The sequence below is a fragment of the Brumimicrobium oceani genome (genome assembly GCF_003143775.1).
Lineage (GTDB): Bacteria > Bacteroidota > Bacteroidia > Flavobacteriales_D > Crocinitomicaceae > Brumimicrobium > Brumimicrobium oceani.
Genome location: NZ_QFRJ01000001.1, coordinates 59922 through 83810, shown reverse-complemented (window position 1 = coordinate 83810; position 23889 = coordinate 59922). Strand labels below are relative to the sequence as shown.

Annotated in this window: 19 protein-coding genes; 9 read left to right on the top strand and 10 right to left on the bottom strand. The window is 33.8% G+C overall.

The genetic code is table 11. From position 1 onward, the window contains the following. The first annotated feature begins 16 nt into the window (after window positions 1-16). From DIT68_RS00360 to DIT68_RS00350, 3 genes are read left to right on the top strand one after another with little or no spacing between them, the layout of a single operon-like run. Complete coding sequence (locus DIT68_RS00360) at window positions 17-2095, top strand: ATP-dependent nuclease (protein WP_109357834.1); 2079 nt, start codon at window positions 17-19, stop codon at window positions 2093-2095. Then, window positions 2077-3999 (top strand): UvrD-helicase domain-containing protein, encoded by a 1923-nt coding sequence (locus DIT68_RS00355; RefSeq protein ID WP_109357833.1) that lies wholly within the window; start codon window positions 2077-2079, stop codon window positions 3997-3999. The genes DIT68_RS00360 and DIT68_RS00355 overlap by 19 nt, the downstream gene beginning before the upstream one ends. Before the next feature lies 1 nt (window position 4000). Next, window positions 4001-5233: a hypothetical protein gene (locus tag DIT68_RS00350; protein WP_109357832.1), complete on the top strand. Its 1233-nt coding sequence runs from the start codon at window positions 4001-4003 to the stop codon at window positions 5231-5233. A 76-nt stretch (window positions 5234-5309) separates the two neighbouring features. Here the strand turns inward: DIT68_RS00350 and DIT68_RS00345 are convergent, their stop codons facing one another. Beyond that, window positions 5310-6515, bottom strand: coding sequence for an HNH endonuclease (locus DIT68_RS00345; protein WP_109357831.1), 1206 nt, complete (start codon window positions 6513-6515; stop codon window positions 5310-5312). Window positions 6516-6796: 281 nt separating this feature from the next. Here DIT68_RS00345 and DIT68_RS00340 point away from each other — a divergent pair, with 281 nt between their 5' ends. The 3 genes from DIT68_RS00340 (at window position 6797) to DIT68_RS00330 (ending at window position 10886) form a co-directional block, all read left to right on the top strand. After that, window positions 6797-8338 carry an RNA-binding domain-containing protein gene (locus tag DIT68_RS00340; protein WP_109357830.1) on the top strand — a complete coding sequence of 514 codons (1542 nt, stop codon included), beginning with the start codon at window positions 6797-6799 and terminating at the stop codon, window positions 8336-8338. 158 nt (window positions 8339-8496) lie between these two features. Next, the gene (locus DIT68_RS00335; RefSeq protein ID WP_109357829.1) at window positions 8497-9144 is read left to right on the top strand and encodes a hypothetical protein; all 648 of its coding nucleotides are present in this window, start codon (window positions 8497-8499) and stop codon (window positions 9142-9144) included. 8 nt (window positions 9145-9152) lie between these two features. Further along, on the top strand, window positions 9153-10886 hold the full coding sequence (locus tag DIT68_RS00330) for a TIGR04141 family sporadically distributed protein (RefSeq protein WP_109357828.1): 1734 nt from the start codon (window positions 9153-9155) through the stop codon (window positions 10884-10886). A gap of 171 nt (window positions 10887-11057) precedes the next feature. Here DIT68_RS00330 and DIT68_RS16225 read toward each other — a convergent pair whose 3' ends face one another. After that, window positions 11058-11228, bottom strand: coding sequence for a hypothetical protein (locus tag DIT68_RS16225; RefSeq protein ID WP_158276076.1), 171 nt, complete (start codon window positions 11226-11228; stop codon window positions 11058-11060). 1798 nt (window positions 11229-13026) lie between these two features. On the opposite strand from DIT68_RS16225, the gene DIT68_RS00325 reads away from it, so the two are divergent. Then, the gene (locus DIT68_RS00325; RefSeq protein ID WP_146194074.1) at window positions 13027-13449 is read left to right on the top strand and encodes a DUF6943 family protein; all 423 of its coding nucleotides are present in this window, start codon (window positions 13027-13029) and stop codon (window positions 13447-13449) included. Between the two features lie 62 nt (window positions 13450-13511). Then, entirely contained in the window at window positions 13512-13682 is a 171-nt protein-coding gene (locus DIT68_RS16460) for a hypothetical protein (RefSeq protein ID WP_233244123.1), read from the top strand. A gap of 108 nt (window positions 13683-13790) precedes the next feature. On the opposite strand, the gene DIT68_RS00320 is transcribed toward DIT68_RS16460, so the two are convergent. The 5 genes from DIT68_RS00320 to DIT68_RS00300 all read right to left on the bottom strand — a co-directional run bounded on the left by DIT68_RS00320 (window position 13791) and on the right by DIT68_RS00300 (window position 18460). Continuing rightward, complete coding sequence (locus DIT68_RS00320) at window positions 13791-16754, bottom strand: NACHT domain-containing protein (RefSeq protein WP_109357826.1); 2964 nt, start codon at window positions 16752-16754, stop codon at window positions 13791-13793. 134 nt (window positions 16755-16888) lie between these two features. Further along, complete coding sequence (locus DIT68_RS00315) at window positions 16889-17071, bottom strand: hypothetical protein (protein ID WP_109357825.1); 183 nt, start codon at window positions 17069-17071, stop codon at window positions 16889-16891. Between the two features lie 72 nt (window positions 17072-17143). After that, window positions 17144-17344, bottom strand: coding sequence for a hypothetical protein (locus DIT68_RS00310; protein WP_109357824.1), 201 nt, complete (start codon window positions 17342-17344; stop codon window positions 17144-17146). Between the two features lie 85 nt (window positions 17345-17429). Continuing rightward, window positions 17430-17675 (bottom strand): hypothetical protein, encoded by a 246-nt coding sequence (locus tag DIT68_RS00305; protein ID WP_109357823.1) that lies wholly within the window; start codon window positions 17673-17675, stop codon window positions 17430-17432. Between the two features lie 35 nt (window positions 17676-17710). Further along, complete coding sequence (locus tag DIT68_RS00300; RefSeq protein WP_109357822.1) at window positions 17711-18460, bottom strand: hypothetical protein; 750 nt, start codon at window positions 18458-18460, stop codon at window positions 17711-17713. Window positions 18461-18786: 326 nt separating this feature from the next. Between DIT68_RS00300 and DIT68_RS00295 the strand changes: the two genes are divergently transcribed. After that, window positions 18787-18975 (top strand): hypothetical protein, encoded by a 189-nt coding sequence (locus tag DIT68_RS00295; protein WP_107037811.1) that lies wholly within the window; start codon window positions 18787-18789, stop codon window positions 18973-18975. An 84-nt stretch (window positions 18976-19059) separates the two neighbouring features. On the opposite strand, the gene DIT68_RS00290 is transcribed toward DIT68_RS00295, so the two are convergent. From DIT68_RS00290 to DIT68_RS00280, 3 genes are all read right to left on the bottom strand, one after another. After that, window positions 19060-21270, bottom strand: coding sequence for a T9SS type A sorting domain-containing protein (locus tag DIT68_RS00290; protein ID WP_109357821.1), 2211 nt, complete (start codon window positions 21268-21270; stop codon window positions 19060-19062). Between the two features lie 152 nt (window positions 21271-21422). Then, window positions 21423-21629, bottom strand: coding sequence for a T9SS type A sorting domain-containing protein (locus DIT68_RS00285; protein ID WP_109357820.1), 207 nt, complete (start codon window positions 21627-21629; stop codon window positions 21423-21425). Window positions 21630-21656: 27 nt separating this feature from the next. Then, window positions 21657-23867 (bottom strand): RCC1 domain-containing protein, encoded by a 2211-nt coding sequence (locus tag DIT68_RS00280; protein ID WP_109357819.1) that lies wholly within the window; start codon window positions 23865-23867, stop codon window positions 21657-21659. Window positions 23868-23889 lie beyond the last annotated feature (22 nt).

Genomic DNA, 23889 nt, shown 5'->3' with positions numbered 1-23889 from the left:
AAACCTACCATAAATTATGAAAATATTTAGAATAGAAATCGAGAACTTTAGACTTCTTAAAAACTTCTCGATGGATTTAGAAGATGAGCTTACGCTTGTGATAGGAAAGAACAATACTGGTAAAACTTCAATTCTTTCAGTACTAGATAAGTTTTTAAATGAAAAAAGTAAGTTCTCGTACGATGACTTTAATATTGACTTCAAAAAAGAATTAGAAGATCAAATAAAATCACCCACCATAACTGAAGAATTTCTTCCTATAGGAATCAAGCTTAAATTATTTATTGAGTATGATGAGCTTGACGACCTTTCGAATATAAGTAGAGTTTTAATGGACCTAGATCCAGATAATAACATAGTAGTGCTTGGCTTTAATTATGTTTTAGGTTTTGATAAACTAATAAAATTAAGAGATGATTATTCGACTTTTGTGATCAATGAAAAAGTCAAAAAAGATGCAAACGAGAAGTATAAAGTTAAAGACTTAAAAGACTTTATTAAAAGAGAAATTGGAAACTACTTTAATATATTGAAGTATTCTTTTGAATATGATGTTGAAACTAAAAGAGTGAACGAAAACAATTGTATTAATCTTGAAAGCGAAGGAATTAGTTTAAAAGAAATTGTCAATTTTAAGTACATTGGTGCAAGACGTGATGTAACAAATAAAGACAAAGAAAGTACGCTTTCAAAACAAACTTCTGTTCTTTATAAAAAGCAAGAAGACAATACTGAAAAATCAGATGCAACAGAAAAGTTTAAAGATCAGCTTTCTGAAACTGATGATGCGTTAAGTGATATTTATAAAGAACAGTTTAAAGAAGTAATAAAAAAAGTACAAGACTTTGGAGGAATTAAGCTTAATGATACTGACATAGCAATAATTTCAACCTTACAACATCGGGAGTTACTTGAAGGAAATACAACTGTTGTTTACACTCATGATGACAATCAATTACCTGAACATTATAATGGTTTAGGTTATATGAACTTAATCAGCATGATTTTTGAAATTGAAATTCTGGTACAGGAATTCAAAAGAGATGAAAATAAAAAGCCTGCTGATATAAACCTACTGTTTATTGAGGAACCCGAAGCCCACACCCATCCTCAAATGCAGTACGTATTCATTAAAAACATAAAAAAACTACTCGGTGAAGGAATAAAAAGAGATGATAATATAAATAGAAGGCTTCAATATGTTATTACATCACATTCATCACACATAGTAGCAGACAGTGATTTCGAAGATATTAAATATCTAAAAGCTATAAGTAAGAATAATGTTGATACGAAAAATTTGAAAGACCTGATAAAAAAATATGAAAATGTTCCAAATCAATATCAATTTTTAAAACAATACTTAACAATAAGTAGGGCCGAAATTTTCTTTGCAGATAAAGTTATAATGATTGAAGGTGATACTGAAAGAATATTGATACCAACCTTTATGAGAAAGATCGATATTGAAGAAGATCAACGCTTGAAAGATACAGGTGAAGAAGATGCTTTTCTACCTTTGTTGTCCCAGAATATTTCAATAATTGAAGTTGGAGCTTATTCTCAAATATTTCAAAGTTTTATTGAGTTTTTGGGAATAAAAACCTTAATAATTACGGATATCGATCCTAAAATGAAAACTTATAAAGACGGAAAAGATGTATGGAGTACTTGTTCGGTTGGGGAGGGAACAGATACTAGTAATTCTGCGATTAAACACTTCTTAAAAAACTCTTCATGGGATCAGATTAAAGATTTTCAGGAAGATGATAGAACGATTTCTCTTCAAGGGGGAGCTATCGTAAGTCTTTCTTATCAACAGGAAGAAGATTCTTACCATGCAAGAACCTTTGAAGATTCATTCATACACATTAACCTTGACTTTATTAAGGGAAACAAAAGTAGCTTTCAAGGATTGAAAAATCCCAAATTATTTGACATTGATACTAATGATGCCTATCAATTAGCTGAAAGTTGTGTAAAGAAGAAAACACATTTTGCCTTAGATATTTTATATCATAGTGATGAAAACTTCTCTAATTGGAATATTCCATCTTACATAAAAAACGGTTTATTATGGTTAAAGAAAGATTAAAATTAGAGACTGAAGTTCAAGATATTTTCAACTTAATTGATGATGAGAAAAACTTTCTATTAAGTGGTGGGGCAGGAAGTGGAAAAACTTATTCTTTAGTAAGTGTTATTCGACAAGTAATAGAAGAAAATCCGTCTGTTCAAGTAGCCTGTATGACATATACTAATGCAGCTGTTAAGGAAATAGAAGAAAGAGTAAACCATAAGAATTTGAATGTATCTACGATTCACGACTTTTTGTGGGATAATATTAAACACTTTCAAAAAGAGTTGAAAAAAGCTTTGGTGTCATTAGCAAACGATATTGAAGTTTCTAAAATTTCAATCAAAGATATAAACCCTGTTCCTGAAAATTATTTTGATAATTTAGATGATGGTATTCAATATAAGGAATTTCTTAGAATGCGCGATGGAATAATTTCTCACGATGAACTTTTGATTCTAGCGAACTATCTATTTTCTTCCCATCCTAAATTAAGCAGTATAGTAAAGGATAAATATAAATTCATTTTTATTGACGAATATCAAGATACTAATAAATATGTAGTAGAGATATTTCTAAATCATTTTAAAAAAAGTTCTAAAAAGAATATTATTGGATTTTTTGGTGATGCGATGCAAGCAATTTATCCTGAAGGGATAGGAAGTTTGGCTGCATACAAAGAAGATGACCTTATTGATGAAATAAAAAAAGAACAAAATAGAAGAAATCCTCAAAAAGTGATTGATTTAGCCAATAAGCTTAGAACAGACGGCATTAATCAAATCCCTTCTTCGGATTTAAAAGCACCCAATATGGATAGTGGTGTTGTTAAACAAGGGACTGTCTTGTTTTTACACTCTAATACTGATAATGTCGAAAGTGTTAGAGAATACCTTGTTAAAAATCATGATTGGGATTTTAAGGAGGCAAAAGAGACTAAAGAGCTTAACTTAACACATAATTTAATCGCTGATAAAGCAGGTTTTGAGAACTTAATGAGCGTTTATGATAAAGATCTTGTTCTGAAATTTAGAGATAGAATTAGAGATTATATTAAAAAACATGATATTGATCTAGACTTTTCAGAAAGCACCTTTGGTGAGGTAATTGAGATTCTTCAAAATGGCAAAACAGGAAGAGACCTAAAAGCCGTTAGTCCGACAAAAGGAATGAAGGATTTTATCGCTAACAACACTGAACTTTATAATTATGCTAAAACTTTAAACTATTTAGAGTTATCTAAAGTATATTTTACTAAAGATCAACTTTTGGATGATAAAAAACAAGATGAGGAAGATAAAAGTAAAAAAGGAGCAAAAAGAGACAGTCTAATTAAGCACTTATTTAAGATCCAACAAAATATTTCTTTATATCAAAACAAAAAGTACAATGAATTTTTAAAAGTTACGGACTTTCGATTTCAGATAACCAGTATTAAAAGTAAAAGAGTTTTAAAAGAGAATATTGAACACCTAATCGATGTTGGAGAAAAAACAATAGACGAGGTTATTAATGACGCTAATATAAAGGGAATATGTTTAATCGATGATAAGTTGAAAGACTTTCAAGAAAAAAACGTTTATTTATACAATCGAGTAAAAAATATAAAATTCAGCGAATTTCAAAAATTGTTTGAATACTTAGAAGGTAAAACACCATTCTCTACACAGCACAAAACTAAAGGCGCAGAATTTGATAATGTTCTTGTTATCCTAGATAATGGTAAGTGGAATAATTATAACTTTGAAAATCTGTTTTTAGAAGCGGGTTCCCCTACTGTTTTGGATAGATCGCAAAAAATATTTTATGTATGTTGTACCAGAGCAAAAGAAAATCTTGCAGTATTTTTTAACAACCCAAGCCAAGAAGTTATCTCAAAAGCTAAAGAGTGGTTTGGTGTCGAGAATGTCGTAAATATTTGAGATGAAAAGAAAAGATATAACAGATTGGCTTATCCATTTCACCAAAGATATTTCAAGCAAAAATCAAACTGAAATATACATTGAAGATGAATCAGAAGAAGGAGAGTATTATTTAGACTACTCCAACCAACTACCCTTTGGTCATAGTTCGCTAACAGCTTTTGAGTCCTTAAAAAATATTGTTAGAGAATGTGGTATAAGATATAATTATTCCCTTCGAAATGGAAGAACAACATTGTTCGGAGGTTCTCCTGTTATTTGTTTTACCGAGATGCCCTTAAAGTCCTTTATTGAATATGCAAAAGAAAGAAGTTCAGACTCAAACAGTACCTATGGTATAGCGATTAGAAAAAAAGAAATGTACAAATATGGTGCTCGTCCTGTAATTTATGGTTTGTCGAAAGATCAAGATTTTAGGTACACCACTAACAACAATTTTAATAGAACTTTACATTCATCTATTCTTCCTTTAAATGAGCAATATCGCTTAGTGACATTTGATCTTTCTGATAAAAAAATAGATTGGAGCCATGAAAGAGAGTGGCGCTTAAAAAAGCCAAAAGTAGATTCCGATTACATTATAGGAGAACATCACTCAACTTATCAGGAGGAAGTACCTGCGCTAAATGTTTTTTCGGAAGATAGTCATTGTAGTGAAATACTTTTGATAGTAAGCAATCAAAGTGAAGCAGATGAATTACATGATATTGTGTTGGCTCAATTAGATTCAAAAGGAAATGAATATGGTATTAGTTTTGATCCTAAAAATATTTCACTACTTCTATTACAGAATATATCTAATACTTCTCCATACCCACATCGAATAGAAGATTTACCACCAGAGGCCTATTATAAAGTTGATTTTGTATCACTAACTCCTCAGGAACTAAGTTTGCTTATGGAAACGATTGAAGAAGCCAAAACGACGATTACAAAGAAGGCTTCCTTAGAATTCCACAAAACAACGCATTTAACCAAGATGAAAGACGGGGATTATGCTGATGCGTGCGGAGAGGCAAATATTCATTGCTATAATCCCCGTGATAAATACTTAAGGAAAATGATTGAACTTGGATTAGCATATTGTTATGGTGATGGGTATTCTTTAGATGTTATTGGAGAAAAGGATGGTTCGCAAAGTGTAAGTTATCATGAATTCGTCGCAAATGAGGTATGTGTATTTATAAACAAAAAATTAGGCACTTCATTTTATGCTAAAACTTACGTGGATTAATTTAAAGATACTCAAATTACTTAAAAAGGTCCTTATACTAAAAAAAGAACTTTCCTAAAATATTAACGAGATCACTTTAAATTAAAAGTCTCACCTTAAACTCTATTGCTTCAATTTTCAAAAGACCCGTTTCATCTGTTCCTTTTAAATAAAAATTATTATTTGAAAATTCTTGTCTAATTTTCATGCTTTTGGAAATGAACTCATTTCGTTTTGGAACTATATATTCTGCTCCTATCAATTTATCTAAATGATTATACAATATCTCCCCTTTCTCATTAAATACTGGGGTTTGACCATTGTCATTAGTTAACGCACCTTTAGGTTTTGATTTATCATCGGCCAATTTTAATTTGACATCAAAAGACTTAATATTAACAGGAATCTGCATTCCACATTTACCCTGAATTACATCATTAAATAGTATAACCTCATTCTCTAACATTTCCTTTTTTGACATTTTGATAAGAACAGTCATTTGAAATAGCTTTATAAAGCAAAATGTCCCTCTATTCTTAACAGGAGTAAGGAATATTAAATGATGATGTTTTTCAATTGTATCAATTTTTAAAACCCTATTTAAGAACGCATTAATAAGAACTTCATCTTTTATTAAAAATTTACCAATATTATCTTCGTCAATTGGTTTAAGTAGTACTTTCCTGTATTTCTCCGATAACTCATCATTTACATAATTCGGGACAACTTCATGGCAGAATTCATAAGCAATTTTTAAAGCACCAAATATTAAGGGATTGTTATTCGTTCTTTCAATTAAAACAAGTTCTTCACCCTGAATTTCAATCGGTTCAGGCATAATCTTGTCGAGCATGTACAATTTACGATTAATTAACTCCCGATTTATAATTCTAGGAATTTTATCCATATCTTTTTTAGCAATTGTTAATTTTCCAACCCTCTTATTATTTTCCAGAACATTATCTTCAAACTTAGGTAGTATGTCAGCAGTAGCCTCTCCTTCTTGATTAAAATTAACTGTATATTTTTCGCCATTATCTTGGACATAAATACCTTTAAAAGGATTAGGTATACCTCGGTAACCACCTCTTTTTAGTTTATACTCATGTCTGTTGATCAAAATAACCTTATGATTTACCAGAGGTGTGTCTATCTTTTTACCAAATCTTTCATTACATAATATACAAACTGATTTAATTTCATAAACCCCTCCGATAGTTTCAGGAATAACATGCTCCCGATTAAATTCAGTTTCATTTTTAATTTGATTACAAACAATACATTTTTTTTTACTCGTTCCCATTATTTACATTTACTTTCTAATCAATAATAGTGTTTTTAGGCCTATAAGACTAATTTCAATCAATAATGTAGATCCAAATGCTAATACTCTACCATGATATTTTCTTATCCTTTATCTATTTTCAAAAAACTCATTTCACCTTTAAGTTTATTTAATTAAATCAACCTATCTTACCAAAATCTAAATAAGACTTTTTTGATTAATTAAGGATTTATTACATCAAAAACGAGACTCAAACATAATTAAAATATAATCACGATATTAGCAACAACAAAAACACCATGCCCGAAACAAACCGCATAGAATTCAAAGAGAAGCTCACCAAGGAGATTGACCTGGAGAAAGAAGTAATCGCTTTCCTCAACTACAATGAAGGTGGTTTTATTTATATTGGAATTGATAAAACGGGAACAGTTGTAGGCGTTGAGGATATAGATGGCGATATGCTCAAAATCAAGGATCGTCTAAAAACCAATATCATTCCTTCCTGCATGGGATTGTTTGATATAAGTTCGGAGGAAAAAGACGACAAAGACATTATCAAGATTACTGTAGCTAGTGGTTCAGAAAAGCCCTATTACAAACGCAAATACGGCATGTCTGAAAAGGGGGCTTACATCCGTAATGGAACTGCAGCGGATCCCATGCCTCAAAAATTGATTGATGAATTGTTTGCCAAAAGAACCAAAACATCAATCGGTAAAATTAGATCGAGCCGGCAAGACCTCACTTTCGAGCAACTGAAAATCTATTATGAAGGAAAAGGCATCACACTCAATAAAAATTTCGCGAAGAACCTTGAACTGTTAACTGAAAAAGGTGAATACAATTATGTCGCTTATTTAATGGCAGATGAAAATGGTACTTCAATTAAGTTGGCAAAATACAATGGTTTAACAAGAGTAGATTTAGCAGAGAATCCTGATTTCGGGTATGAGTCTTTAATCAAAGCGACAAAACAAGTTTTAGACAAAATAGAACTTGAAAACAGAAGCGATACAAGCATTACTTCAACGGAACGAATAGACAAACGTCCATGGTCATCCATTGCATTGCGAGAAGCGATATTAAATGCATTCGTACACAATGATTACACAACTGAAGTACCACCAAAATTTGAGATTTTCGATGACAGAATAGAAATCACTTCTACAGGCGGTTTGCCTAATGGATTAAGTAAAGACGAATTCTTTGAAGGGTTTTCAGTTCCGAGAAATAAAGAACTAATGCGTATTTATAAAGACCTGGGCTTAGTTGAGCAATTGGGTTCTGGTGTACCTAGAATTTTAGAATACTATGGAAGGGAATGTTTTAAATTTTCTGAAAACTTTTTAAGAATGACTTTCCCGAAAGCTATTCTAGAAAAACCTCATCAACTCGCTAATACCCAACTTGGTAATACCCAATTAGGAGAACAGGTAGTTGACTTTAAAGCAAAACAAAAACTTGTATTAACAGAATTACAATATGATTTTGGAACAATTTCGGAACGTCGAAAGGCATCAACCAAAGAAAATATTAATCTTCTACATGAGAATTTTGAGTCAATTACGACTTATTTTATGGAGGATTTCGGGATAACTTCGGGAAAGCTTCGGGAAAGCTTCGGGAAAGTTTCAGGAAAGAAACTTCCTAATCAAATACTAACCTTAGAGCTCATAATAATTTATCCTGAAATTACAGCAGAAGAAATAGGATCAATTTTAGGAGTTACAGAGCGTTCTGTTCAAACCTACATTAAAAAATTAAGAGAAGAAAACTTCATAGAGCGCGAAGGTGGTCGAAAAGAAGGAGTTTGGTTGCTTAAAAAACAAAAACTATAAATGAAATTTACCGAAGCACAACTAGAGCTAGGAGAGCTGGCCATAACTTCGCCTACTTCATGGTATTCGACCAAAAACCAGTAGATGGGGCTTATACACTTGATAAGGCTAAGGAATTGACAAGAGGGATGTAGGAATTAATTAAACATTTGTAAACTATGACACATGAAATAGCTTTGTTTTTGAAATTTGGTAGTGAAAAGAATATTCGTGATCTATATGAAAACGGCACTGTTTTCATCAACACAATTGAACAACATAGAAAAACAAATGATGATTTTTTAAGAGGAGATAAATATGAAGGCGCTTCCCGCATAGTAAATTCACTTCCTGGAAAGTTTAAAATCCCTGGAATTACCAAAGAATTTAACTATAAAAGAGTTCATCTAATTGAGTCTTACCAAGAAGTTATAGGTAATATTTATTCCCTTTATTGTATTTCCTCACATGGTTTTTCTCAACCTGATATTTTTGAATTAGATGAAAGGAACCAAAGGTTTGGTACACATTGTTTAATGATAAAGGATATTAAATATTTTTTAGAGGCAGTTGAAACTGAATTAACAAGAATAGGGTTTAATTTTCATCATGGATTTGTAAATTATTATGATAAAAATAAAGAGAGCAAAGAATTAAATGTATTTGAAAAGCCTTTAGAGTATCAATATCAAAAGGAATTCAGGTTTTATGTCGAAAATGAAATAGTTGAACCCATCAAAATCAATATTGGAAGTTTAGAAAGATACTCTGAAATATTTCAAATGAAGGAAGTTCTGGATTTAAAATTATCTAGTAAAATAAATTAACCAATCATATGAAACAAAATCCTACCATCTATAAAATCGAATCTCAATACAGCTTCAAAAAAGTTTACGAGGAAATAAAAACTCATTTGGTTACAAATGGAAAAATATATAAAGAGAAAGATATTGTTTTTAATGAGAATGAAGGGAAGTTAATAGTTATTGAATCTGATGATAAAGAATCAGAATGGTCAAAATTTTTTCCTACAGAATATGTGAACGAATTTTCACTCCAGTATAAAATGCCGTCCTTAGTCTTATTAATCAACACTAGCTCTGGTATTTTCTCTATTGTTGGAGGTGCGTTTTATAAATATTTAATACCATATTTAGATCAGTCATATGGTCTAAATACCTATTCCAGGATAATGAGCCCTGCAAAAGATGAAATCATTTCTATAAAGACTAGAGGCGTTACAGGATTAAGAGCTGGCATGCAAGAGCAGTTTAAAGATAATTATAGAATAATGGATTATATTAAGTTTGGAAAAATACCAACCGAGCTCAAAATAAAACTTTCTAACGAAAAGGCTGATTTACTGTTTGATAGTTTTATCACATCAAAGTCTCCACACATTATACTCAATATTTCCACTGGTTTCAACTTAAATAAGAAGCTTTCATTTTCAGAGTTATGCTTATTAATAGAAACTTTAGAATATATTGAAACAATTCATCCAAATGACTTTTTTAGCTCATATAAAGAAATAACTGATAAAAACATTATCGCGAAAAATCTTGAGCCTGGTTTAATTAATTTGCTTTTCAATGAAAGAAAAAACATAATAAAAGGAAAGCTATCTAACTTCGAAATATGTTATCCCGGTAAAATAGAGGAGTTTTATAGTGCTGATGAATACATTATCAAATTAAAAAAAGATAATGATAAGTATATTAAAATTGGTACTACATCAAATAAAACTGACATACTGCGAATCATACTAGAGTTTCTTTCAGTCAACAATTACGATAATAATCTTGGCACTTTTAAGCACAAAATTTATAACATATATATACTTACCTATAAAAATCGTCGTAAAATTTTTAGGACAGCTTTACTTTACCATTTAAATTCTGAGCTTCATCTTAAAAAGATAGGAACATATATTTTTCTTGATTCTAAATGGTATAAATTGAGAGAGATCTTTATAGTTGAAATGAATAATCGTTCTGCAGAAATTTTATCAAATCATAATTTAAATAACTCTATTCTATCTGAAAAGTGGCGGAAGAATGATCTTGAAAAAAGAGAAAATGAAGCTGATTATAATGATCGATATTTAAAAGATAATTATCTGGTGCTTGATAGGATAATAGTTGACTCAATTGAGCTGGCTGATGTGCTTCATATAGAAAAAGAGAAAATATACTTGTGCCATGTTAAATATGGTTTTTCGACCGAAATGAGAGAGTTATATAGTCAAATTACCTCCTCAGCAAGAAGACTAAAGAACGATCTAAAGGATGATGAAAATACTTTTCTAAAATCTATTTTTAAACAACTTCTAAAAAAAGAAAGAAATAATGGTCTTACAGAAGAAGGTTTCATTAATCTATTTAAAACCAAGAAAATCATCTATGTAATGGCAATAACAGGTCATCTTTTAAACAAGCATATAATTAAGGATATTTCAAAATACTCTTCTAACATCGCTAAAATATCTTTAATACAATGTTATACTGAGATGAGAACCGAGTATTATGATTTATCGATTGAAATAATTGATAATAGTGAATGTTTTTAATTTTGCGCCTAATCCGTCTCCACCTCCTAGTTTTCTCCTGTTTTTGCTACGCAAACATCACTATTACAAGAGCATTCCAAGGTCGCTTTGTAATAGTGTGTTCCTGTGCAAAACAGTTCAAAAAGCTATCCGTTTCCCACGGGGCGTAAAGTAATCCTTCCAAAATAAAGATTACTCTTTGATAAAATACCCCACCGTTCCAAAGGCTACCGCAAGTCTTCCAAAGGCTACCGCAAGTTTCCAAACTTGTGGTTTATCCAACAACTGACGATTTTTTGGTTCTTGCTTCGCATAAATTGGTTCCAACTGACGATTGTATGGCACAGGAAATAAGGTCTTCAATCGTCAACACCTCACTGCTCAAAAAATATAAAAACAAGCCTATACAAAGCTCCGTTGCACTCCGGGCTTGTTTTTACCGTTCCATTGTGTCGTGCTCGGAAACTCCGCGCGCCACATTCCACTTATTTTTCTCGCTGTGGGTGTCTCCTCATTCAGTTGCTGCTACTTTGCCACCCCAAACCCCTTAAAGGTGAGGAAAAGTTCTCGTGCCTCAAACTCTCCCTCTCCCTATTAATGGGGTGTCACCGCAGCGTCTTGTCTGGCTCGCCTGCTAGTCTCTCAGGCTTCAGGGCGATTCCAGTTTTTTAGCATTACCCTAGGAGGTGCAAGCTGCCCGAAAAAGGTCAGCAAGCACTTAAGCATTTACATTCTATCTTACATTTATCAAGTCAAGAGTGGGATTGTTTTTCGTCTCTTTCTATTTTAATAGTTTCTACAAAAAAAATAATATTGAGTCTACCGAAACACATTACAATTAAAAAACAATCCCACCCTTGTAAAACATTATCCCTTCGAAGTCAAAAAACTGGAACCGCCCCTCGTGTGCCAAAAAGCACAGAGGTCATTCCCGCGCTCCACTCCGCTATCGCTCTGTTTCTCACTCTCCATTCCCCCCTTCGTTCCACTCGCAAGGCGGCTCGCGTCCTCCGAATTATGCTTTATCTAAAAATAAATCATTAATCCTTCGTTCTTGAATGGGTAGAGGCTCAAGGCTGTATTTCCTGTTTTATTATCAGTGTTAATTGGCACAAAAAGAATACTCCTACATTACCTCCGAATCAGCCGTTGGTTTTAATAAGAAAGAGATTTTAATAGTTATTTCAAACCAAAGCCTATCTCCAAACGATTAAGCGTTAGCAAAGAAAAAAGATGCTTTAATCATAATTATTAGCTTCGTAAAAAGAGTTTAGCTTCCGACTAACATTTCTCTAAAAACTACCAGCTTCCTAAAAAGTCAGCAGGTATTTTAGCATTTCCTTCCAATTTAAAATTAATGAAGCCAAGAGTATGTGTTTCCTTCTGCAAAGTGCATTAAAGTTTATGTCATTGATTAGCTCTTACAAAATCATATCTCTGCAAACTCAAAAACTCATACACTTGAAAAACTTATACCTCCGAAACAGAAAGAAGATTTCCCTTCGTCTGATTACTTGCCTCCTATCACAAAGCAATAGCTCAGCTTTCCAACTAGCATTTCCGATTAACTGCAGCAGCCTCCCAAAAGGTCAGCAGCTACTTTAAGCTTAACGTTCCATTAAAACATAATCCAAGTCAAGAGTGGGCTTATTTTTCGACTCCATTCCAATCTATATTTCTACAGTAATATATGATTGGTAGCTTGTTGAACCACATCACAACGAAAAAACACCCACACTTGATTTAAAAAAGTAATACCTCCGAACTTTCATTTACCATTTTGATATAAATCTAAGCTTCGATATAAAAAGGCATCTACCTTAACTCTGAGAGAATAAAATAAAAAAATAAAAGCAAAGATAGGGCTAACCACAGCTTTGTAAAGGTCGAGCCCTCCGGGTTTTGCAATAATAATTTTGTGATTACATTCTAACTATCATTTGCTTTTATCAAAAGGTGCTCATTCATTTTTTGGCTTAACTGCAGGAGTCAAATTTTTTATCGTCAAAAACCTTGACAAACCTGCTTTTTAGCCCTGAGGAATGAGCTTTCTTTTTTCCTTTTTTTTCGGCCTTTTTGGTCGTTTTCTTTGGTTTTTTCTTTTGGAATTAAGGGCGGAGCGAAGCGACTTAGACAACACTTAATTTTTAAACAAGTAGTTATGTCTAATTTCAAAATGATTACCTATCGACAAAAAGGCGTGTATAAAGGCCCGCACTTCTTTATCCTGAATAAAGGATTGAACAGTGGAAAACCACTCAAAAAGCCTTGCCCGAATTGCTTTGTGATAAGCTGCAACTCGGAAAGTGAAAAAGAAAGCTTGTACTGGATTGTTTACTCCCTGCATCAAGGAAAACAATTTCAAATTGCTTTAGTAGGATCTGTGATTCCTTTCATAAGGAAAAATGACCTCATCAAAATTATTAAGGATGCTCAAAAAATCACTTATAACAAGCCCGAAGCAATTAAGAAGACTGTCTCATCACTTTTACAATTAGAGCAGCAAGAAGAGAACTACAAGCGAATCCAGAACACGCTAAAGCAATTAAGACAAGTTCTAGTTCAACAATTAATTAAGCAGTAATTATTAACCCGTTCAGTCCATCTCAAAAATGATGAGGTGGGTTGAACATAAAATCAAATATCATGTATCATATTAATCCAGCATGCACAAAGAGCATTTTAAAATCAATGCCCAGGAAAGAAATTCCTGCAGAAATGGAAAAGCTAAAACAGAAGATTTCTGAAACTCCGCCAGGAATAGAGAGAAGTAAATTTATAAGGCTTTATCGGTTTTGTGAGAGGTTGATTTCTTGAAGGTCGTAGCTAATTCTCAAATAACCCGAACGGGGTAAGGTTTGGCCCGTTGGGTTCATCCTAGTATTTCAAATGGGTCCTATATCCTGTAAAATAGTTATCTCCTGACTATTTTCTTTTTAATAAAACACGTTTAGGAATTCTTGATCTTTGTTCAATTTTTTGATGTTCCCTAAAACCCATGCTGTGTGTTTGACAATGATTCACTATTTTATGTTCCATTATTCGTTTAGCAGTTCTAGAAAACCCATCAGATTCAATTTTATCATAAATTTCATCAATTTGTAAGCTTTTATTATACCACATTAGAATTCCATGTTTAATAATAAAAGTGGCTGGAGTATTTTCCAAATCACAAACATTCTCGACTACATTTATTAGTTTATTAGAACCTAAAGAATGAATGATTTTACTATTAAAACTGTAAATAATACTGAAGTTTACATTCCAGAATATATTCCTAGCTATTTTCTTTAATTTATCTTCATTTGCCAGTAACTTCTTTTTTTCTTCTTCCGTCTCTGTTGCATCAATTATCTGCTCTAATCTTCTCGCTATAAACTCTTCAACAAAACTCTGAGATTCCTTATTTTTTATTAATTCTATAAATGATGTCAAAACTCTGAGATGAACATTCATACCTTCTTTGAAAATAGATTCTAGCTGATCTTTTTTAAGTGAACCTGCACGATTTTTTATAATCTTACCCATTACTTCTACTGTTTTGATACTTCTACGTAACTCAATGGCTAATTCATCATCTTCTAATTCGCTTTCAATTTCATTCTTTTTACTTGTTGAATGAGACTTTTCAATTTCATCTTTTCTCTTTAACTCCTCATTTCTATGATTTTCAGCTGACTCCGTTGCCTGTGGCAATACTGCTTGAACTACTTCATCTATTCGCTCATCAAAAAAACTCAGTTCATCAGCACTAAGAGTGGCTGGTGAATATTTTTCAAATAGAGTCATTGCGTTCAAAACAACTTCATCTAAAACAGTCGTATTTTTATCATGATGAGAAATAAAAATTGCGATATAAGCAAATTCATCAATGTGCAGATTGCCAAGAATTTTGTCAATATTTTTTGATTGCTCATTTGCGTTGTCAGCAAAATATTTTGCAGCAAAGAAGTAATATAAATATGGATAACTAAAAGAATAATTACCTAAACCGTCCAAGTGAAGAATATTAGTATTTCTAAGATTTCGAATTACTTCTTCTATTCCAATAGTAAGATTGAAATTAGACTTATACTCCTCAAGATACTTTTCAAATTCTATTTTATTAATTATCGTTTTTTCCTTTTTGAAATAGAAAAAAGCCAATTCTGTAAGAAAATTAAAGTAAGTGTCAAAATCGTCATTTTTCACACTTTCTTTTCTAAGATAAATGTATACTAAGGTTTGATAAAAATATCCTTGTGACGTGATGTTTTGGTCTAATGGATTACTAACAGTATCATAATTACTAATAAAAGATAAAATAAAAAAGGGGTAAGAAGGCATTATTCCTTTACCGATAATTTTTCCCAAGGCGGAATCAACAAGTTCAGTTTTGTTATCTATTTCCTGATATATTTCGTTGTCGGTGGTCCAATTGTTATCAGAAAGTAAAACCCAATTTTTTATTAGTTCATTTCGTTGAGAAGGACTGAACTCATTAATCTTAAATTGCTTATATTGGTCCATTAATGTCTCATTTTTAAAATTGAACCCAAAAATATCATCAACCATTATGATTTGTTTTTCAAACTTTATAAGTTGACCGATAATTTTTTCTTTATGCTTAGCGAAATGAAAATCGTCTAAAATTAATACAAGTTTGTGCGGTTCAATTTCTGATAGTTTAATATCAGATTCACCGTACTGTTCGTTAAATGATTTCTCAATTTTTGAATCTATAGATCCAAGATATTTATTTTTACCATCAGAAAGATAAATGGGTACTAAACCTTGATTAAATAACTCTGAGAACAAACGTTTACACAATGTAGTCTTTCCTGATTGACCTTCACCCGCAATTAAGATTTTTCTATTCTCACTCAGGGCTTCAGTCAACTCGCTAAAACTGATATCTTCTAATTCATCCTTTGAATCATCAAATTCTTTAAGTAATGGAGATACATAAATATCACTCAACAAAACTGATTGTTTGCTCGAGTGTGCTTTAGATAACATTTCAGTATCTTCTAGAAACAGTTGCCATTCGTTAGTTAATTTTATATCCAGAGTTTCATGTTTTTTCATCGGTAATTGCATAGCTTGGATTGTTAAATTGTAGAGTAATTCAAATAATAATAGATGACTTTTTTGGCTAAGAGTGTTTTTTACTTTAGAATTACTTCTTCCTCCATTTCTGTCGTCAATCCAAGTATATAAATCTAGGTATTCTTCAACACTTCTATTTAGCTTAAGACTTTGCTTAATGAAGTCACAACCAAATGACGTATTTAGCTCATCTCCAGGATTGCAGTTTTCTTCGAAAAACGAAGCTATTTTTGCAGCTTCTCTAGCAAGCGTCTTTGGAATAATATCTTCTCCTTCCCATTCCAATTCTTGATAATCAACCATTGCAGAATTTGTGAGATAGCTGTTTCGTGCCTTTTGAACACTTTTTAGCACCTGAATAATGAATTCACTTTCACAGATTTTGAATGTGTATTGTTCGGAACCTTTGAATATAGTTCCTGTATCAATATCTAAAAATTCATTTATTTCAAAAAAATTTCTCGTTTCACCTTTATGAATATTATAATCTAATTCCGTTCTTGTTAGCGGAACAATACTTACAATTTGTTCATTGGTATCTTCTTTCTTCAGCAAAAACAGAGCATCCTTTTCTAATTTTTCTTTGTAAGTTTTAAGTTTTGCTATCCAATTTCTTCTTTCAATAGCGTCATGGACATTTTCAGGTATCAAGACAATAAGATCTAAATCACTTTTACTGGGCTTAAACATCCTCCCTTCCATATAAATAGCGCTACCGAATAACAATACGCCATCAATCCTTAGGTCTTTTGATACTTCTTCTTTCCAGTTTTGGATTAGTTTAATTATTTCATTTTTCATTGTACTTTCAGGTAGATTAATTGTTTAACCAAAAAAATCAAAGCTATTTATTAATTTAAGTGGTAAAAATACAGTTTTATAGTTATTTTTCTTCACAAGATACCAATTTCAAGAAAACTCACAACAAAACCACATCATTCCCTCCACTTCCCCCACAACCACTTCAACCCCCTACTCACCAAAAAACTAACCGTAGCTCCAACCGCAGCTAAAATCACAGTCTTTACAATATCAGAAAGATCAAACGTTGCTATTATACTCAAAATAGTTCCTGATAAGGTCCCAATTAATGTTGTGTTATCATCTGAATGTTCCATATTTATCTTATTTGAAATTAAAAAAGCCACCAGGCAAATTGCTTGGTGGCTTAATTTTCTAAATAATTCTATTTAGTCTTCACCTGGCTCTGAAGTCAAGTGAATTGAGATCGAAAGAGTTTCTAGATTTTCATCCTCATCCAATTCATTATCCCAATCAACAACCATTCGGTTTACCGAACTTGCTAACTCTGATCCTGCCTTGAATTTTGGTCTTTTCTTTTTCTTGAGTTCTAAGATCAATTCGTCTTTTGCATTTACTGTTTCTGACATTTTTTTAAATTTTGTGTCCTCCAGATCATATACTGAAGCACCGGTTTAATAATTTTCTTCAAATTAGCCTCGTGCTAATTCGGTTTTACTCCTCAAAGTCAATCTCATTTACTGCAGTTTGACTTACAGCTGTGATAACAGTTCCGCCAAGTATTAAATACCCGCCTATGGTTACCGCTATTGCTGGAAGCGCAATTGGTGCAGCAACAATCGAAGTTCCGATTGCTGCCAATACCAATCCTGCTGTTCGCAGCTTCTTAAAGAATGGAGGAGTGTTTTTTGTGTACCGTTTTCCAACGGAACTCAACTTGTCTCTTAACTTCTTTTCCATGATACTAATGGTTTTAAATTTTCACTAGATTAACACTATACTACATCTACAATGTTCATGGCGTTGTAGCCACCATTGTTTAAGCTGTATTGTGTACCATTAACTTCTTGGAAAAACTCGACAAGTAAGATGTAAACATCCGTTCCTGTTCCAGCTGGCACTCCTGACGGAGTTACAGTCACAGTCGATTGTGCACTATCCAATGGGAGATTCGTTGCACTTGAAAGTGACAACTCATACGTACCATCATTAAAGTTTACATTTGCCCATGCAGCTGTAAATGAAACATGCGTTGCATTTGCTGATGCAGCAATGTGATTTGCTGGAATAAGATCTGCGATCTCTATTTCTCCAGTTGCCTGGTCCAATGTGATTGGACGATACAAGATAGCGTTCAACATTGCACGAATGTTAAAGTTGAATCCTTTCAACAAATCCTTTGCAGCTTGATTTTGGATTGCAACTCCAACAGATCTCTTTCCACGATCGCTCGTTGTGTCCAACTTGCGAATTTGGGACATTAATCGTGTTAATCTTGAAGTCACACGATTATCTGCTGCACGCATCATCATCGGACGGAAAGCATTTCTCAAAGTCTTCCCTGCTGTTGCTGCCAACCCGAACTCACTTCCGTTCTCTCGGGTTCTTACAAACGCAGGATCATTCTTGATTCTCTCTCCGTCAACACCACCTTTCTCACGTGCCAAATACCCGTCTTTCGACTTGTAGAAGGACAAATCTCCAATCTTACCCGTAAGCTTGATTATTCCTTTTTGTCTTGCCATGATTACATAGTTTTAATTTGACAATAATATCCTGCTGAGTCTTTCTCAGCATTCCTCAAATTTCGTCGCGACATGAAATCGATACTTCAAAACTACCTCATCATCATGCTTCATAAAAGGGATCACTTCCGTTCAATAATCTTTGTGCTGATTTGCTGTGTTTTTGCCTTTTTAATATCCTTTATTTTCCTATAATTTTGTATTTGAGATAGAAAACACCCATAATAACCCCATACCAAGAGCATAGCTCATGTATGGATAGTGTATGGATAGTGTATGGATAGTGTATGGCTAAAATCAAATAAGACTAAAAAACATCAAGAAAAATGAAGCGTATCGTTCTACATACAAAAGACGTCATGATCATCACTGGAAAGTCTGAACGATATTCGCGAGAGCTCATAAAAAAGATGAAGGAACACTACCTCAAAAAATCACATCAGTATGTTACGATAAAGGAATGTTCAGAATATTTAGGTTTAGATGTTGATGAGGTTGAGGAAGTTTTGTTTTGAAGACTCGAAGACTCCCAAATATTACAAAAAAAGCCCCTCGAATGAGAGACTTTTTATTAAAAAAACAAAGTATATATTATGTTATTATTTCACCACCTTAAATGTCCTTACCGCCTCCTCTGACCTCACAATCAATATATAAACTCCACTGTTCAGCTCTCCAGTATTAAAAGTAAAACTCTTCGAAGCCGCCTTAGAAGATACAACCACACTACCTTTAGCGTCAATCATCTCAACAGAAATCAATGCTCCGTTTTCATTATTGATGTTTAACTCATCTGTAATTGGATTCGGGTAAACTGAAATACCATTCAACTCATTATCTTCAATTCCTAGTACATCAACAAAAACACATGCAGAAGTATCCTCACATGGTCCTTGGGTGATAATTACAGCATAATCTCCATTGGTTGTTGGAGTGAATGTTTCTCCTGTTTCTCCAACAATAACTGAACTATCTGCACAATTTATCCATTGATAAGCAAGACCAGTATCAACTACTGAAATGGTGTTATTATTTAAAGTCGTTGAAATATCAATATCACAATAAGGATCAACGCCGCACGGATAAATCTGATAACCACTATCGAAAGGACTTGAAGCATCATCTTGTTTTCCTATTCCTGTTAAATGAAAATTAATAACTGGTGTTGGTGTTCCTGCTAATGCAGATGCTCCAGTAATGTAAACTGTAAATGTATCAATTGTGTTGGTGACTTCAATGTTTCCATTAGCTGGCCACATTGTTTCACCGTTTACCAGTTCTAGGTTTTCTAATCTTACAAACTGACTTTCCGTTGTTTCATTTAAAACTGAAGTAAGCGTTGGACTTTGAAGCGCAGCTCCTTGTTGAAGCACAGAAATATTATCAGGTTTTATTTGAATTAATCCATTGACTTGTGTTATCACTCCTTCTACTTCAATTTCGTCTCCTTCTGTGGGAATGTAGCCATTTATATACGTTGGGCTAAAAAGTGTAATTCCATCATTGTTTGCATCAATGAGTGTAATATCATATCCTGAACTGCTGAAGTTTTGACAATGCACCACACCAATTAATCTTACGCTATCTCCAACTGCTGTTCCAACTCCGTTGGCATTAGTAGAAGTTACAGTTGAAATGGCGGAATTAATATAGGTTGGACCACCGCCAACTAGTGGAGTTATACAAATTCCTAAGGTTTGGGTGGGTGTCATTATATAAGTTGTGCCATAACTATTTCCATTTCCATATTCCCCATAGTAGTTTGTACCGCCCCAATACCAGACCGTTCCATCTGTTTTAGTAGCCATGGTTACATCAAACTTACCAGTTTTTATGGTGCTCCAATTGTTATCTATCCCTATTTGGACAGGTATCAATCGATCAATTGTTGTACCATCACCTAACCGCCCATTTCCATTATACCCCCAAGCCCATAAAGTTCCATCGTCCTTGATTCCATACGAATTGCCAGCACCCGCCGAAAAACTAACCCATTTATCTGTTGAAATTTGTTGCGGAGTATTAGTGACAGGAGGTGTTCCACCAACTCCCAATCCAGTACCTCCACCCCAGGACCAGAGGGTGCTATCTATCTTTAGAGCCAAAATATGTCCGCCTCCCACACTCATAGTGCGCCAGTCAGTGTCCGTTCCCACTTGAGTTGGGGTGGCTACATTGGCAGTTCCAGAACCTAAAACTATGATGGAAGAAGGATTTTTCCCCCACCCCCAAATTGTTCCATCATTTTTTATGGCAAAAGCTGTTCGACTTATTCCAGCCGAAATTTCTGCCCAATCGGTGTCAGTTCCCACCTGCAGGGGTGAAAACTGTTCCGGTGAAGCTGGGGAGTTACCCAATTGATAGTTATCATTCTGGCCCCATGCCCATATAGTACCATTCGATTTTAGTGCTAGGGTAAAGTTGTCTGATATAGAAACTTTGACCCAATCATTTGCTGTGGTTATTTGCTGGAAAGTGGAGAAGGATTGAAAAGGTGAATTAACTCCCAAAGTACCATATTGATTTCTTCCGCCCCCCCAAAGTGTGCCATTATTTTTTATGGCAAAGGTATTATCAATTCCATTTTCTATAATATCCCAATCCGTCGCTACTCCAACTTGTACTGGAAAAGTTTCAATAGAATTACCGGTCATTAATTGACCATAATGTCCAGGTCCCCACCCCCATAAAGTGCCGTCTGGTTTTATTCCTAAAGTATGTCCACCTGAAAAGGTTAAGGCTTCAAAACATTGTGCTGAAATGCTTTGGGTGAAAAACAATAAAGATGTAATTAGTAGTACTTTTTTCATGTTTGTATATTTTGTTTTTTTGCTGAATCGTAAATTTGTGAAGATGTTGGAATGCTTTAAAAAGAAACGAAACGATTCGATTCTTTTCGGCTTCACTACTTCACAAACTTACGATTCAACGATCCGAAAATATCGGATTTATATTAGTTTATTTATTCGATCACTAGTTTTTGTTGCATGGTGTAGCCATTTTTTTGTCGAACCACCACAACATACACTCCCGCTTCATAGCTACTAGTGTTCAAACGTAATTCTCCTTGAGCATTAGTTATATCACGTTCTGTAATACTTCTTCCTGCTAAGTCATAAACCTCAAGTGTTCCATGATCAGACGAAAGTTCATAGCTAACGGTTGCCATTGATAATTCACAATTGAAAATTGATTATCACTTCACCACCTTTATCATCCTTACACCCTTCTCAGACCTCAACACCAACACATAAACACCTGGTTTTAAATCCGAAGTATTTAATTTAATTTCTTTAGATTCAACTTGTGAAGACACAATCACACTCCCCTTAGCATCAATCATTTCAACAGAAATCAACGCTCCGTTTTCGTTGTTGACATTCAACTCATCTGTAATTGGATTTGGATAAACTGAAATTCCTTTCAATTCATCCTCCTCCAATCCCAGCACATCAACAAAAACACAAGCAGAAGTATCCACACATGGTCCTTGGGTAATAATCACCGCATAATCTCCATTGGCTGTTGGAGTGAATGTTTCTCCTGTTTCTCCAGCTATTGCAGAACTATCTGCACAATTTATCCATTGGTAAGAATGCCCAGTATCAACAACCGAAATTGTTCCATTATTTAATGTCGTAGAATTATCAATATCACAATAAGGATCAACACCACAAGGATAAATCTGATAACCACTATCAAAAGGGCTTGAAGCATCATCTTGTTTTCCAAGTCCAGTTAAGTGAAAATAGGTTCCTGGTGTTGGTGTTCCTGCTAATGTTGATGTGGCAGTCACGCGAACTGTAAATGTATCAACTGTATTGGAGACTTCAATGTTTCCATCTGTTGGCCACATTGCTTCACCATTAATAAGTTCTAGGTTTTCCAGTCTTACCAGCTGACTCTCTGTTGTTTCATCTAAAACTGTGGTAAGTGTTGGACTTTGAAGCGTTGCTCCTTGTTGTAGTACATTAATGTTATCAGGTTTTATTTGGATTAACCCATTTACTTGTGCTATCACTCCTTCTACTTCAATTTCATCTCCTTCTGTAGGGATGTAGCCGTTTATATCCGTTGAACTATACAAAGTAATTCCATCATTATTGGCATCAATTAGTGTAATGTCATAGCCAGTATTGCTGAAATTTTGACAATGCACAACACCTACTAAAGTAACGCTATCTCCGACTGAAGTTCCTACACCGCTTGCATCGCTTCCTGTAACCCCACCGATAGTTGAAGTTGTATAGTTTGGACCGCCGCTAGTTATTGATGTTACGCAAATTCCTTGGGTTTGGGTGGGAGTATTGTAGTATGCAGTTCCATAACTTAAACCATTACCATACTGTCCGTAATAATTAGTACCGCCCCAATACCAGACTGTACCATCTATTTTGGTAGCCATGGTCGTTGCAAATTTACCAGCTTGAACTGTTGACCAGTTGGTATCGTTTCCTATTTGTGTTGGAACTAGACGGTCTGTAGAAGTTCCATCTCCTAGTTGACCGTTTATGTTAACTCCCCAAACCCAAAGTGTCCCATTCTCTTGGATGCCAAAGGATGTATTTGTGCCTGCAGAAAAATATATCCATTTATCAGAAGAGATTTGTTGAGGTGTATTAGTTACAGTAGGAGCACCTCCAGCTCCCAAACCTACCCCCCCCCCCCACGACCAAAGGGTACTGTCTTGTTTTTGAGCCAATATGTGCTGTGACCCTACACTCATAGATAACCAATCTGTATCTGTCCCCACTTGGGTTGGAGTAGCAACCGTATAGGTGCTTGAACCCATAACAATAATTGAGGAAGGATTGGAGCCCCAACCCCATATTGTTCCATCTGACTTAATTGCAAAAGAAGTAGAACTGGTACCCGCTGCAATCTCTACCCAATCAGTATCTGTACCTACTTGAATAGGAGATAATTGTTCTGGAGTAGCTGGAGAGTTCCCTAGTTGATATTCATTATTTTGACCCCAAGCCCAAATGGTGCCATCTGATTTTAAGGCCAAAGTAAAATATGCGGATGCAGATACTTTTACCCAATTATTGGCTGTAGTTATTTGTTGAAAAATTGTATTCGTTAGTGTTGTTGAATTTATTCCTAAATTACCGTATAAATTTCTTCCACAACCCCACAAAGTCCCATCATTTTTGATAACAAAAGTGTTTTCGGTACCATTCTCTATAGTACTCCAATCGGTTGCTACTCCCAATTGTATTGGATGAGCTTCTACAGTATTTGTTGTCATTAATTGACCATTGGCACCCAATCCCCAGCCCCACAAAGTTCCATCAGGCTTTTGACCTATAGTATGAGACCCTCCAAAGGTTAAGGTTTCGTAGCATTGTGCTGAAACGATTAAAGAGGAGAATAAAATGAACTTTAAGAGTAGTATTTTTTTCATGGTTTTATATTTTTAAAAAAGG

Bases quoted from the DNA above. Each gene is read 5' to 3' on its own strand.
- DIT68_RS00295 (WP_107037811.1), top strand. From the start codon at position 18,787: ATGAAGCGTATCGTTCTACATACAAAAGACGTCATGATCATCACTGGA.
- DIT68_RS00335 (WP_109357829.1), top strand. From the start codon at position 8,497: ATGACACATGAAATAGCTTTGTTTTTGAAATTTGGTAGTGAAAAGAAT.
- DIT68_RS16460 (WP_233244123.1), top strand. From the start codon at position 13,512: ATGTATCATATTAATCCAGCATGCACAAAGAGCATTTTAAAATCAATG.
- DIT68_RS00280 (WP_109357819.1), bottom strand. From the start codon at position 23,867: ATGAAAAAAATACTACTCTTAAAGTTCATTTTATTCTCCTCTTTAATC.
- DIT68_RS00300 (WP_109357822.1), bottom strand. From the start codon at position 18,460: ATGGCAAGACAAAAAGGAATAATCAAGCTTACGGGTAAGATTGGAGAT.
- DIT68_RS00290 (WP_109357821.1), bottom strand. From the start codon at position 21,270: ATGAAAAAAGTACTACTAATTACATCTTTATTGTTTTTCACCCAAAGC.
- DIT68_RS00325 (WP_146194074.1), top strand. From the start codon at position 13,027: ATGTCTAATTTCAAAATGATTACCTATCGACAAAAAGGCGTGTATAAA.
- DIT68_RS00320 (WP_109357826.1), bottom strand. From the start codon at position 16,754: ATGAAAAATGAAATAATTAAACTAATCCAAAACTGGAAAGAAGAAGTA.
- DIT68_RS00285 (WP_109357820.1), bottom strand. From the start codon at position 21,629: ATGGCAACCGTTAGCTATGAACTTTCGTCTGATCATGGAACACTTGAG.
- DIT68_RS00310 (WP_109357824.1), bottom strand. From the start codon at position 17,344: ATGTCAGAAACAGTAAATGCAAAAGACGAATTGATCTTAGAACTCAAG.
- DIT68_RS00355 (WP_109357833.1), top strand. From the start codon at position 2,077: ATGGTTAAAGAAAGATTAAAATTAGAGACTGAAGTTCAAGATATTTTC.
- DIT68_RS00340 (WP_109357830.1), top strand. From the start codon at position 6,797: ATGCCCGAAACAAACCGCATAGAATTCAAAGAGAAGCTCACCAAGGAG.
- DIT68_RS00345 (WP_109357831.1), bottom strand. From the start codon at position 6,515: ATGGGAACGAGTAAAAAAAAATGTATTGTTTGTAATCAAATTAAAAAT.
- DIT68_RS00360 (WP_109357834.1), top strand. From the start codon at position 17: ATGAAAATATTTAGAATAGAAATCGAGAACTTTAGACTTCTTAAAAAC.
- DIT68_RS00305 (WP_109357823.1), bottom strand. From the start codon at position 17,675: ATGGAAAAGAAGTTAAGAGACAAGTTGAGTTCCGTTGGAAAACGGTAC.
- DIT68_RS00330 (WP_109357828.1), top strand. From the start codon at position 9,153: ATGAAACAAAATCCTACCATCTATAAAATCGAATCTCAATACAGCTTC.
- DIT68_RS00315 (WP_109357825.1), bottom strand. From the start codon at position 17,071: ATGGAACATTCAGATGATAACACAACATTAATTGGGACCTTATCAGGA.
- DIT68_RS00350 (WP_109357832.1), top strand. From the start codon at position 4,001: ATGAAAAGAAAAGATATAACAGATTGGCTTATCCATTTCACCAAAGAT.